The organism is Thioclava indica (assembly GCF_000714545.1).
Classification (GTDB): domain Bacteria; phylum Pseudomonadota; class Alphaproteobacteria; order Rhodobacterales; family Rhodobacteraceae; genus Thioclava; species Thioclava indica.
In genome coordinates, this window is the sequence record NZ_AUNB01000054.1 from 1 (window position 1) to 12,328 (window position 12,328).

At 59.6% G+C, this 12,328-nt stretch carries 10 protein-coding genes and 2 pseudogenes; 3 read left to right on the forward strand and 9 right to left on the reverse strand.

Annotated elements, in window-relative coordinates; all coding sequences use genetic code 11:
* Positions 1-204, forward strand: a pseudogene (locus DT23_RS20345) (transposase); the annotation flags it as partial.
* Between the two features lie 92 nt (positions 205-296).
* A pseudogene (locus DT23_RS19175) lies at positions 297-932 on the forward strand (IS5 family transposase); the annotation flags it as partial.
* Positions 933-1,029: 97 nt separating this feature from the next.
* Here DT23_RS19175 and DT23_RS14660 read toward each other — a convergent pair.
* The 9 genes from DT23_RS14660 to DT23_RS14700 all read right to left on the reverse strand — a co-directional run bounded on the left by DT23_RS14660 (position 1,030) and on the right by DT23_RS14700 (position 11,984).
* Positions 1,030-1,773 carry an ABC transporter permease gene (locus tag DT23_RS14660; RefSeq protein WP_051697329.1) on the reverse strand — a complete coding sequence of 248 codons (744 nt, stop codon included), beginning with the start codon at positions 1,771-1,773 and terminating at the stop codon, positions 1,030-1,032.
* The gene (locus DT23_RS14665) at positions 1,773-2,717 is read right to left on the reverse strand and encodes an ABC transporter ATP-binding protein (protein WP_038132414.1); all 945 of its coding nucleotides are present in this window, start codon (positions 2,715-2,717) and stop codon (positions 1,773-1,775) included. The genes DT23_RS14660 and DT23_RS14665 overlap by 1 nt, the downstream gene beginning before the upstream one ends.
* Complete coding sequence (locus DT23_RS14670) at positions 2,714-3,910, reverse strand: ABC transporter permease (RefSeq protein WP_051697330.1); 1,197 nt, start codon at positions 3,908-3,910, stop codon at positions 2,714-2,716. The genes DT23_RS14665 and DT23_RS14670 overlap by 4 nt, the downstream gene beginning before the upstream one ends.
* 61 nt (positions 3,911-3,971) lie before the next feature.
* Complete coding sequence (gene osmF / locus DT23_RS14675; protein ID WP_038132417.1) at positions 3,972-4,880, reverse strand: glycine betaine ABC transporter substrate-binding protein OsmF; 909 nt, start codon at positions 4,878-4,880, stop codon at positions 3,972-3,974.
* A 111-nt stretch (positions 4,881-4,991) separates the two neighbouring features.
* On the reverse strand, positions 4,992-6,644 hold the full coding sequence (locus DT23_RS14680; protein ID WP_038132418.1) for a urocanate hydratase: 1,653 nt from the start codon (positions 6,642-6,644) through the stop codon (positions 4,992-4,994).
* Between the two features lie 22 nt (positions 6,645-6,666).
* Entirely contained in the window at positions 6,667-7,752 is a 1,086-nt protein-coding gene (locus DT23_RS14685) for a DUF917 domain-containing protein (RefSeq protein ID WP_038132419.1), read from the reverse strand.
* A gap of 22 nt (positions 7,753-7,774) precedes the next feature.
* Entirely contained in the window at positions 7,775-9,061 is a 1,287-nt protein-coding gene (locus DT23_RS14690) for a Zn-dependent hydrolase (RefSeq protein WP_038132421.1), read from the reverse strand.
* A complete protein-coding gene (locus DT23_RS14695; protein ID WP_240473631.1) occupies positions 9,058-10,449 on the reverse strand; it encodes a dihydroorotase in 1,392 nt (463 codons plus the stop codon). Before DT23_RS14695 ends, DT23_RS14690 begins: the two co-directional genes overlap by 4 nt.
* Positions 10,449-11,984 (reverse strand): aromatic amino acid lyase, encoded by a 1,536-nt coding sequence (locus DT23_RS14700; RefSeq protein ID WP_051697331.1) that lies wholly within the window; start codon positions 11,982-11,984, stop codon positions 10,449-10,451. The genes DT23_RS14695 and DT23_RS14700 overlap by 1 nt, the downstream gene beginning before the upstream one ends.
* 107 nt (positions 11,985-12,091) lie before the next feature.
* Between DT23_RS14700 and DT23_RS19180 the strand changes: the two genes are divergently transcribed.
* Positions 12,092-12,328: helix-turn-helix domain-containing protein (locus tag DT23_RS19180; RefSeq protein ID WP_156023974.1), on the forward strand; the 237-nt coding region annotated here is incomplete at its 3' end.

Here is a 12,328-nt window from a genome sequence, read left to right on the forward strand (position 1 = left end):
CCTCCGGTAAACCCGGGGCGGTTCAGGTCTTGCTCGGCATGGCGCTTCGGCAGACTACCGGGTTTGTCGAGAGCCTGCTGAAATTGATCGGCTTGGACTGGGCAGTGCCCGACTTCAGCACGCTGTCCCGCCGCCAGAAGACCTTGGCCGTGAACATCCCGTATCGCGGCTCGAAGGGGCCTTTACACCTGCTGATCCCCTCTCGGGCATTGCTCTGCAATACCCTGCCGGGCAGCGGACAGCACCGGCATCAAGGTCTCCTCTCGGCCGCATCTTTCAGATGCGCCTGCCGGGCAATGGAGGGTGAAGGCGAGTGGAATGCACGCAAGCATGGCGGTTCCAAACGGCGCGTTTGGCGCAAGATCCACCTCCGCTGCCCGGCAGGCGATTGCAAGCAATCGCCGAGAGGGGGATCGACGAGCAAACGCTGGATATCCAAGCCGTTGGGTTCACCAGCAGTGGCATCGGCGACGCGCCCATGCTGCCGGAGTTGCTCGATCGGATCCCACCCGAACAGGAGATTGGTAGCGTCACCGCAGACGGCGCCTATGACACGCGCAAGTGCCATGATGTCATTGCGGATCGAGGCGCTGCCGCCGTCATCCCACCCCGCAAGAACGCAAAACCATGGAAGCCGAACACCCTTGGAACGGTCGCACGAAACGAAGCCTTGCGGGCGTCGAAGTATCTCGGTCGGGCGCTCTGGCGAAACTGGAGCGGCTATCACCGCCGAAGCCGCGTCGAAACGAAACCTCTCGGGACATTTCCTTCGGAAATACCCTGCCGGTCATTGGATGCACTGTATGAAACTGCTCGGGCAGCGTCTCATGACGCGGGACTTCGACCGTCAGGTCGCTGAACTCCAGATCCGCATAATCGTCCTGAATGGTTACACCGCGCTCGGCATACCCGTCACAGAGGCCGTAGGATAAGTCTGTCCGGGGATGGGGGAACCTCGACCATCAGCCGATTTGCGCAACAGAGTCCCACCTACCTGCCTGTGTCCCGGGCGTTTGATGCCTAACGGGATCAGGCGTCCATCTGGAACCCAAGTCTCCGCGCCGCCGAATGTTCCAGAGAGCTGAAAACCTCGTAGATGATGATCGCAATCAGGCCGACGACAAGCCCGCCCTGTAGCACATAGGCCGAGTTGGATGTGAGCAGCCCCGCGATAATTACTTCGCCCAACGTGGGCGCCGCAATCGTGGAACCGATCGTGGCCGTGGCGAGCGAGATGACGGTGGACAGACGGATACCCGCGAGGATCATCGGGAAGGCCAGAGGCAGTTCCACCGACCACAACCGTTGTCTGCGGATCAGCCCCACACCACGCGCCGCTTCGATCACATTGGGCGGCAGGTTCGTCAGGCCCGTCACCGTGTTCTCGAAAATGGGCAGGAGGCCGTAGAGGAACAACGCCAACAGCGTCGGCGCGGCGCCGAAGCCCATCATGGGTACTGACAGGGCCAGGACGGCCACGGGCGGAATGGTCTGCCCAACGGAGGCAATAGTGCGTGCCAGCGGCAGGAACTCGCGCCCGAATTCGCGCGTCACCAGAATGCCCAGAGCAACCGCGATAATGGTCGAGGCGAGAACCGCGCAGGCCACTAAAGCGAGGTGCGAGAGTGTCAGGCGCAACAGACTCGTCTGTGTGTAGATCGCGGGTGCGTCGTTTTGGGTGAACGGCTGAAACACCGCCTCGAACATCTCGGGGCGCACAACAAATGTGCAAAGACCAAGGGTCAGGACAATCAAAAGAAAACGGCCAACCATCAGTTAACCTCCCCTTGCGTTTCGGCGAGACCGCGACCAGAGGTCCGCAAGGCGTTCAAGGTCACAACCCCGCCCCCGTCAAGCGGCAGCACATCCACACCGCGCCACAGGCATTCGGCCAGAGCGTCGCGCAGATTGGTCGTTCGCGCGATTGTTGCGCCCGTTGCCTCCCCCTGCTCCGCCAGATCAGCGACCGTCGTCAGAGACAACAGGCGGAATGGACGCTCGGCGGACCCGATCAAGGACTCGACAAAATCATCGGCGGGTTGCGTCAGAAGGTCTTTCGGCGTGCCGTATTGCAACAGGCGCCCCTTATCCATCACGGCGATATGGTCGCCGAGCGCAATTGCCTCTTCCATGTCATGCGTAACGATCACCAGCGTCGTGCCGAGTTTCTTCTGTAACTCCAGAAGATCGGCCTGCGCCTTGGCACGGATGACAGGATCAAGCGCGCCGAACGGTTCGTCCATCAGTAGAACTTCGGGACGGGCAGCCAGTGCGCGGGCGACACCGACACGTTGTTGCTGACCGCCTGAAAGCTCGTGCGGCATACGATCACGGAACTGCGCGGGATCAAGTTGGAACAAATGCAGCAATTCATCTACGCGCGCGTCGATCTCGCGATTGCTCCAGTTGAGAAGATGGGGAACCGTCGCGATGTTTTGCCCGACAGTGCGGTGCGGGAACAGCCCGTGGCCTTGAATGGCATAGCCGATTCTGCGGCGCAGCAGATGGGGTTGAATGCCCGACGCATCCTCGCCGTCGATCAGCACACGCCCTTCCGTTGGTTCGACAAGGCGGTTAATCATCCGCAGCAGCGTCGTTTTCCCCGATCCCGAAGTGCCAACGAGCGCCGCAATTTCCCCTTGTCTGACCCTGAGACTGACGCCGCGAACGACTTCCGTGCTCCCGTAGCGTTTGGTGAGATTTTCGATCTGTATCATGATGCACTCCGTTTGCGGGGTGATGTGTTCAATGCATCGACAAGAAGGTCGAGCGTCGTGCCCGCGACGAGCGCAAGGGCGATTGTGGGTAGTGTGCCAAGTAGGATCAAATCCATGGCCGACTGGTTGAGGCCCTGAAACACGAAGGTGCCAAAGCCACCGCCGCCGATCAGGCCCGCGATAACGGCAAGGCCGATATTCTGAACCAGAACGATGCGGATCGCGGTCAGCACCACGGGGAGCGCAAGCGGGATTTGCACGCGGGCGAGCACTTGCGCATTTGTCATGCCCATGCCGCGCGCGGCTTCACCGACTTCTGGAGCAACCCCCGTGAGGCCGACCAACGTGTTGGAGACAACAGGCAGGAGCGAATAGAACAGCAAGGCCACGAGCGCGGGGAAAATGCCGATCCCCGCCACCCCCAGTTTCGCGGCCATCGGCACATTCATGGCGATCCAGCCGAAGATGGGGATCATGATCCCGAAGAGTGCCAGCGACGGCACAGTCTGCATCAGATTCAGCGCGCCCAGAACAGGACGGCGCAGGCCGTTCACCTGGAAGAGCAGCACACCGATGGGAAAGCCTATCACCAAGGCAATACCAAGCGAGCCGAAAGCCAGAACCAGATGCTGACGGAAGGCCGCGTTGAACCCCGCCTGACGGCCCGCGTATTCCATCATCACGGACACGTTTGCGAGATACCCCGATGCGAAGACCAGAACGACGACGATCACCGTGCCCGCCAGAACCATCCAGCGCGCACGCAGGGAAAGCTCCAGACGATTAAGCACATCCACCGCCGCGAGAAGATAGGCGGCCAGCATACACCACAGGCCCGCCGCAGGAGAGACCCGCGCACCGCGTGCACTATCGGCGATCAATGACGTGGCCACATGGCCAAGGATGACAATGGTGCCCAAAAGCCCCGCCAGTGCGGCCACGATCCGCACCGCAGGCGGAAGGGATTTCAGCGCGCCGGTGAGAAAGAGCAGCGCGAGAATGGCGACAATGAGCCACCCCGCGACACCGTCATAGGCGGTGGTGATCCACACACCATCCCCCGGAACGATACGGTTGGGTTTGAAAGTGACAATCGGTACAAACAGGGCCGCCAGACCGATCACCGCAAACACCACACCAGGGGGACTGAGGGTGATGCGTCGCCGTGGCAAAGAGGTCGTGTCGCTGTGCATAAGACACTCCTATTTTGGAGCTGCGAAGACAGGGGTCTTCGCAGCGAGTTTGTGGGAGGCCTTACTGAAGCTGACCGATCTGCTCCAGAAAGCTCTTAGCCACTTCGGCGGCGGGTTCACCGTTCACCTGAATGCGCCCGTTGAGGTCTTGCAGAGTTTCCAAATCAAGCTGCGCGAAAACCGGATCGAGCAGCTTTTTGATTTCCGGATGAGCGTCCAGCACTTTCTTGCGGACAAGTGGCGCGGGCGCATAAACAGGCTGAACCGATTTATCATCGGTCATGACTTTCAGGCCGACAGCCGAAATTGCTCCATCCGTACCGTATACCATCGCAGCGTTGACGCCAGATGTCTGCTGTGCTGCGGCTGCAATCGTGGCAGCTGTATCGCCCCCTGACAGCTGCACCAGTTGATTTGGCGCAAGGGTAAATCCGTAGGTTTTTTCAAACGCCGGAAGCGCTGCGGGCGAATTCACAAATTCCGTCGACGCGGCGAGCTTCACCTTTCCGCCATCTGCAATCCACTTCCCCAGATCGGACATGGTGTGAAGGTCATTGGCTTTGGCAACGTCGGAACGAACAGCAATTGACCATGTGTTGTTGGCCGGTGCAGGCGTGAGCCAGACAATGTTGTTCTGTTTCAGATCCAACTTGGCGGCGCGCTTATATCCGGCGTCAAAATCACGCCAGACGTCACTGTCAGCTTCATTGAAAAAGAAGGCCGCGTTTCCGGTATACTCCGGATAGATGTCAATCTGACCGGTAGTGATAGCGTCACGCACAATCGGCGTCCCCCCCAATTGCAGGCGGTTTTCAACGGGAAGGTCAGCATTTTCCAGTACCTGATAGATGATATTGCCCAGTAAGGCTCCCTCGGTATCGATTTTCGAAGAAACAACAATGTCGTCCGCATGGGCCATGCTCGCCGCACCGAACAGTGCAGCGGCTGCGAGTGCTCTAAGTAGTTTCATTTGAGTTCTCCCTCTTGTTTTAAGTCGTTTCGTTTCTTGGTGAGGGAAGCCTTGCGCGGCGCCCCTTGCTTATTGTCTCTTCCCGAAATTCCGATCGCAGTCGGAAACCCGTCAGGCATCCGCTCCGACTGCCAGCCAGCCGATATCCTTGATCTCGGCCTCGTCGCGTGCCTCGTCGTAGCCCGCATCTGCGTAGCGCATGACACCCAGCGACGTATCGTTAGTGATGGAATGCTCCAGCCTTTGAGCCGCGGCGTCTGTGCCATCGGCCACAACGGTGATCCCCGCCGAGGTCATGTACCCTGAATAGCCGCCGCCACCCGAATGGATCGCCACGAGATCGGCCATGGACGAACAACTGATCATGGCGTTCAGCAACGGCCAATCCGCGATTGCGTCCGAGCCGTCAAGCAAATTTTCAGTCATGATATTGGGGTGCGCCATGGCCCCTGCGTCCAGGTGGTCGCGTGTGAAGGCAATTGGCCCAGACAACTCGCCGTTCCGCACCATCTCGTTGACCGCAAGAGCCAGCTCTGTGCGTTCGCCGTGACCCAGCCATGCGATGCGGGCGGGAAGCCCCTCGAAAGGCACATACTCGCGCGCGAGGGTGATCCAGTTTGTGACAATCTTGTTGTCGGGGAACCGCTCCATCAGGAATTCGTCGATCTTGGCGATATCCTGCGGATCGTTGGAGAGTGCAATCCAGCGGTAGGGACCGATGGCGCGACAGAACAGCGGACGTAAGAAGGCTTCTGTAAAGATCGGAATGTCGAAGGCATCTTCGACACCGCCCTCCTTGGCATGGGTGCGGATGAGATTGCCGTTGTCAAAGACCACCGCCCCGCGCTTCTGAAACTCCACCATGGCCCGCACATGCTGCGCAATGCTCTCGCGGCTTTCCTTCATCAGGATGCCCTTGTGGTCGGCGCGCAGGCTTCTTGCGTCCTCAAGGGTCCGCGTATGCGGCACGTAACCGTAGACGAGATCATGGGCGGATGTCTGGTCTGTCACGACATCGGGCACGATCCCGCGACGCAGGATTTCGGGGTAGACCTCAGCGGCATTCGCGCACAGGCCAACCGAGACCGGCTGTTTCTTCTCCTGCGCCTCGCGGATCATTGCCAGCGCCTCGTCAAGATCCTTGGCCTGATGCTGCAGAAAGCCGATCTCCATGCGTTTGGTGATGCGCTCGGGGTCAACCTCTACGGTCAGAATGGCTGCATTCGCCATAGTGCCCGCCAGCGGTTGTGCCCCGCCCATACCACCAAGACCCGCCGTGAGGATGAAACGACCATGCAGTTCGCCGTCGAAATGACGTTCGGCAATGCGGCTGAAAATCTCGTAGGTGCCCTGAATAACCCCTTGGGAGCCGATATACTGCCAGTCGCCTGCGGTCAGGCCACCCCAGCAGATCAGATTGTCCTTCTCCCACTCGTAGAAGTTTTCTGCCTTGGCCCACTGCCCGACCATGTTGCAGTTAGCCATGATACACAGCGGCGCGTTCTTCTGCGTCTTCATCACGCCAATAGGCTTGCCCGACTGCACGATCAGGCTCTCGTCTTCGTCCATGGTCTTGAGCGCATGGACAATTGCATCATGCGACGGCCAGTCCCGCGCCGCACGGCCAAGGGCCGCATAGACCACTAGGTTTTCTGGGTCTTCGCCCACGGCCAGAACGTTTTCGAGCAGACGCAACAGCGCCTCCTGACGCCAGCCCTTGCAGCGCAGTTCCGTCCCCGATGTCACATCAAATCTTTTCGTCATGGTTCAACGCCTTCCGGTCGGGTTAGAGAACAAACTCGGCGAGCTTGATGCCCAGAGTAGCTTCAACGGGAGGATAAACTGCCGGATCCACAACGCTTGAGCTGAGCAGAATGTTTAATTTCGGAACGTGGAGAACGAAAACCTCCATACCTTCAAACACTTCGTGCACACTCAGCGGATGGCCATTAGCATCCAGCGTCGTAATGACTTCCGGATAGGTGGCGAGTCGTTCCCCGTTCGCGCCGTCAACCGCCATATATTCGTTCATGACATACAGAGTGCTGCAGGCGCCTCCAGTATCGACAGAAATCGTGCCGATATCAAAGGCTTCATTCGTGTAGGAAACTGCCTTTTTGGTCACTTTCCCGCGCAGCAGGATCACCCCTTTTGTCTCAGCGCATATCGCATCGATGACCGCTTGCCCCCCCTTGGACTCGGCATCCGTAATCGCCTCGCCAAGCGACAGCGCTTTCGAGATACCACCCAGAGCCGCATGTTGGCGCACGTAGCTTGCGCGCAGCGGGTTGCGGCACGAGGCGATAAATCCGCCCGACATATCGGACGCTGTGCGCAAAACAGGAGAGACCTTCGCCGTCGCCCCTTCGACCACCAGTTCGAGATAGGAGTTGTTGGCACGGTTGCCGCCAACGGCGGTCTGGATCATCGGCTCGGGCGAATTGGCCATGCCGATGGCCCCCATATCTCCAGTCGGGTGGGCGCGCAGATCGCCGACCGCGTCGATCACTTTCAAGCCCATAACCGCCGAGGGCAGCCATGCGTTCAGCGTGCTGGATTTCCCGTTCTGCCCGATCATCAGACCATAGAGCGGCGCGCCCAGGCGGTCCTGCAACAGTTGCGCGGCCTTGACGTAATCCATGCCGAGCATCTGCCACTGGGTCGTGCCCGCAGGGGCACCAATCGCCGCCGCAGTCGCAATCCATGCGTCATCCTCGACCTCGTCCATCGTGACCAGTTCGGGCTGGCCCGCGTTCACCGCTGCCGTGCCGAGCATACGGCCGTGATCGGCCCAACCGCCACCGCCGCACGCATAGACGGAGCCGCCTTTGATCGCGAATTCGACATCATCAATAGTTAGTACTCGCTTCATGCTATTCTTCCTTTCCGCCGCTCTATTCGGGCGCGTTTTCTGTGGGGGTCTGTGACAGGCCGTCCACCCTGAAAATCGTTTCGAGCAACACCGCAGCGCCAGCGGTTATTTGGTGCGGCTCGGACCATTCCTCAGGGCAATGGCTGCGCCCGTCACGGCAGGGCACAAAGACCATCGCAGCGGGTGCGATGCGCGAGAAGAACACCGCGTCATGCCCTGCCCCGCTCGGCATCTGAATGGCGGAGAGCCCCAAGTGATCCGTCGCCCGCTGCAACTGTTCGATCAGGGCGGCGTCAAAGAGGGTGGCCGCAGAGTCCGACAGCACACGGATTTCTTCGATCGATGCTTCCCGCGCGGAGCCGAGCCTTTGCGCCGCAAGTTCAAGACCTGCGACGAAATCATCTTTCAGCGTGACAACATCCGTGCGTACGTCGAGCACCATCCGCACCTGACCTGGGACGACATTGGCCGCGTTGGGCATGATCTCAAATTCGCCCGTGGTCGCGACGAAATAGCCCGCACCGCGCGCGGCGATCTCGCGGGCCAACCTTTCGATCTCAAGGGCAAGTTCCGCCGCCAGCGACAGCGCATCTCGGCGCATGTCCATTGGCGTGGTGCCTGCGTGATCAGACTGCCCCGTCACGTCGATCTCGATCCGCGTGATGCCCACGACATTGGTTACGACGCCGACATCAAGCCCCTTGCTCTCAAGCACGCGGCCTTGTTCGATGTGCAGTTCCAGATAGGCGGTGATGTCGCGGCGCGGTGTCTGCGTGATGGAGGCCGATTGCCCCCCGACCCGCTCTATGGCCTGCGCGAGCGTCTCGCCCTTCGGCCCGCGATAGTCCAGCATCTCAGGCGCAAGCTCGCCCACCAGCCCACGTGAGCCGACGCAAGAAAGACCGTATTCGCTCATCTCCTCGGCCAGACAGTCAATGATCTCCAGAGAATGCCGCAGACGAATGCCCGACTGCTTGAGCGCGCGTGCCACTTCCAGCCCCGCGACCACCCCTGCCACACCGTCGAAGCGCCCGCCGTCGGGCACGGTGTCCGAATGCGATCCGATGACCAGCGTTCCAAGGTCAGGGTCCGTGCCCTCTAGGCGACCCACGAGATTTCCGTTCTCATCGACATGCACCGACAGCCCAGCCCCTTTGAACGCCGCCGTCAAATACGCGCGCCCTTCGATAAACCTCTTGGAAAAGGAGCGCCGGGTATGGGGACGGTCGGGATCGGTGATCTCGGCCAAAGCCATCAGTTCCGACCACAGACGCGCCTCATCCAGCAGCATATTCGTGGGAATCGTCATGCCTGCGATCCCCGCAACGGCGCGACGAATGTCCCATTTCCAGGTTCAGCCAGAACATCCACGCCATCAAAGACCTTTTGCCCACGCACATAGGTCGCAACGGGACGATATGGCAGATTGATCCCCTGATATGGGCTCCAGCCGACAATATTGTGCCCGCTGGCGGCAGCATCATAGGGGCCTGGCTTTTGGGCCATAACAACGATATCAGCATCGCGCCCGACCCTGATCGCGCCTTTCCTGTGCGACAAGCGGAAGTGGTTGGCGGGGTTCTCGGCGAGCAGGCGCGCCGCCCACGTAAAGGGCAAACCCCGCTCCTTCAGTCCCTTAAGCAACAGCGCATAGATGGCTTCCAGACCTGGAACGCCCGAGGCATTCTTGAACATGTCGGGGTCGGTCTTGCGATCCTCGGACCAGCTGACGTGATCGGTCGAGATCATGGTGACATTACCCGCCGCAAGATGCGTCCAGAGTTTTTCCACCTCGGCGGCGGGACGCACGGGCGGGTTGATCTTCGCCTTGCCGCCCAGCTTGGCGACATGCTCTTCCTCATTCAGCGTCAGATAGTGGATGCAGCATTCAATGGAGGTCTCGTAACCCTGCTTCTGATAAGCCGCGCACATCTCGTAACCGCGCCCCACCGAGCAATGCACCACATGGGCGGGACATCCCGTCGCGACACCCGTCTCATAAATCTCCGCCATGGCAAGCGTTTCGGTTATCTCGGGGCGGCTCATACCATGTGCCCGATAGTCGGTGATGCCTGCGGCCTTGATTTTTTCGATCTCAGCCATGACCATTTCGTGGTTTTCGTTGTGAACCCCCGCGGCCAGCCCGTACCTCGCCACCTCCGCGAAACAGGCGTAAAGCGTTTGCGGCGGGATGCGAGGGAAACGTTCGGGATGGGTGCCGAAAGTCGAAAACTTGAACGAACAGACACCCGCCTCGACCATCTCGCCCACTTTCGCGGGACCAACTTCGGGGTGGCAGGTTCCGTAAAGCGCAAAATCTACACGAGCCTCGCGTTCGCCCTCCGCCGCCTTGTCACGCACGGAAACCCCGTCGCAGATCAACTGCCCGTCGTCATAAGGCATATCCACAACCGTGGTTACACCGCCCGCCGCCGCCGAACGGGTGGACCACGCAAAACCCTCCTGCCCCTTCTGGCTGCGGCTGTGAACCTGAGCGTCAATAGCACCTGGCAGGATGTATGACCCACTGTAATCCTCGACCTCTTTCGCGTCAGGCACCGCACCCGCCCCGACCGCAACCACCGACCCGTCGCGGATCGCGACATAACCGTTTTCAATCACCTTATCGGTGAGCACCACATTACCCTTGAGCAGAAGGTCGCAGCCCGTGATCATATCTTCACTTCCCTTGTCCATTACGTACGACCCTCTTCCCACGTGGGAAACGGGTATTTTGCGGCCATGTCCTCGATCCAGTCCATGTCCGTCAGCAGGCGTTCGGCGGCTATGAAATCGTCGGAATAGAGGCGGTCGTCGTCGATCGGCGGTAACTCGTTGCTCAGACATGCGATGACCTCACCCGCCAGCCCCTTGAGCAACGGCTCCTCCCCGCGCAGGTAGACGGCCTGACGCGCGACAAAGGCCTCATGCGCCAGCAGCTTGCCCCAGTAATCCAGTTGCGCTTCCAGCTTGCGAGTGACGAGCGGCAAGAAGGTTTCCTCGTCCTCCATGCCATCAGCCACGGTCACATTGACCAGCGAGGCGGGTGAGCTTTGATCGATGATGGAGGCGAAGAGATCGACTGCCTGTTTGACGGGCGGGCCGAAGGCCAGCACCGCACCGTCGCGTGGAGTGAGGTTGCGCGACAGCCCCGTCAACTCGCGTTTGCCTAGAGCCAGCACACGGTTGAGCGAACTGCGGCTCAGATGCGCTACGTTCAAAAGCAGCGTTTCCAGCGCCAGCGTCAGCCGCTGCGGCAGGGAATGACCAGAGGTGATCAACTCGCCGTCGAGAACAATGGGATTGTCATCACTGCTGTTAATCGTTTCACGCGCGATCTGCCCCGTGTAGACAAGCGTCTCCAACATGGTGCCATGCACCTGCATTGAGCAACGGAATGAAAGCGGATCATGCACCCGCTTGGGGTCGGTCCAGCAATCCTTCGCAAATGAATCGAGCGCAAATTGTGCCAAATTGGGGGTCAGCCCGTCCTTGTGATAAGCAGCCGAGCGCCACGGCTGGCGAGATGCAGCGAAACCTGCGGAACTTGCGCCCAGAACTGCCACCGAGAGATAGAAAAGGCGGAAGGCTTTACCCAGAAGCAAAGAGGCCGAGGCCACCGAAGTCGCGTTGGAGCTGACCAACGACAGGCCCTCTTTCGACTTCGGCGTATAGGGCTTGAGCCCTGCCTTATTTAGCGCCTCCTTAGCGGGCATCCGTATGCCGTCGTAGTAAGCATAACCCTCACCGATCAGCGCCGCACCGATCTGCCCCATCAGCCCCAGATCAGCACAGCCGAGCGAGCCGAGCGGACGGACTTCGGGGATAACATCCGCGTGATAGATATTGATCAGCGCATCCAGTAGGTCGGGCTGCACACCCGCCTGCCCCGTCAGCGCCGAGTTGACGCGCACCGCAATGGCCGCGCGGACGATCTCGGGACGGATCGGCTCGCCAATGGCAAAGAAATGCGCCCGCAAAAGCCGCTGGTTGAACTCAAGCTCGACCTCATCCGTGACCTTACAATCCTTAAACGCCCCGACGCTCGTCGTGACACCGTAAGCCGTGGTCCCCGAGGACATCGTGACCTCCACAGCGCTGCGCGCTGATTTGACCGCGTCAAAGGTGTGAGCTGCGCGCGCAATCCTCATATTCTGATTGGATAGCGCTTCAAGTTGTCCGAGCGTCAACGAGCGGCCGTCCAATGTGATTTCATTGTTCTTTTTAAGCACTGTTTTTCTCTGCGTTATGTTGGCCCCTTTTCACTGCTATTCGACATTGAAAAAACAGTAGACATATGAAATAGTTAAAGCCATATCTCTTTTAGTTAAGTGACGAAATGGCTCTAGATAACAACGCTTTAATTTTCTACCTATTCACATGGATGACACGCAGCATGTCCGATTCAGCGCGGAAGAACGATGTCTCCACTGTGGCCGTCGGCGCGGGAATCCGCAGGCTGGAGCACCAGTTAAACACCCCCCTCTTCATGCGCTCAGGCCGTGGGGTCGTGCCAACGCAGGGCGCTTTGTCTGTGACGAAGTTCACCCTTACGCTTCTGGCGGGGTTGCGGCGG

What these genes read in the sequence shown, in the direction of transcription:
- osmF (WP_038132417.1), bottom strand. Translation starts at nt 4,880, where the DNA reads ATGAAACTACTTAGAGCACTCGCAGCCGCTGCACTGTTCGGTGCGGCG.
- DT23_RS14680 (WP_038132418.1), bottom strand. Translation starts at nt 6,644, where the DNA reads ATGACGAAAAGATTTGATGTGACATCGGGGACGGAACTGCGCTGCAAG.
- DT23_RS14695 (WP_240473631.1), bottom strand. Translation starts at nt 10,449, where the DNA reads ATGGACAAGGGAAGTGAAGATATGATCACGGGCTGCGACCTTCTGCTC.
- DT23_RS14685 (WP_038132419.1), bottom strand. Translation starts at nt 7,752, where the DNA reads ATGAAGCGAGTACTAACTATTGATGATGTCGAATTCGCGATCAAAGGC.
- DT23_RS14690 (WP_038132421.1), bottom strand. Translation starts at nt 9,061, where the DNA reads ATGACGATTCCCACGAATATGCTGCTGGATGAGGCGCGTCTGTGGTCG.
- DT23_RS14665 (WP_038132414.1), bottom strand. Translation starts at nt 2,717, where the DNA reads ATGATACAGATCGAAAATCTCACCAAACGCTACGGGAGCACGGAAGTC.
- DT23_RS14660 (WP_051697329.1), bottom strand. Translation starts at nt 1,773, where the DNA reads ATGGTTGGCCGTTTTCTTTTGATTGTCCTGACCCTTGGTCTTTGCACA.
- DT23_RS14670 (WP_051697330.1), bottom strand. Translation starts at nt 3,910, where the DNA reads ATGCACAGCGACACGACCTCTTTGCCACGGCGACGCATCACCCTCAGT.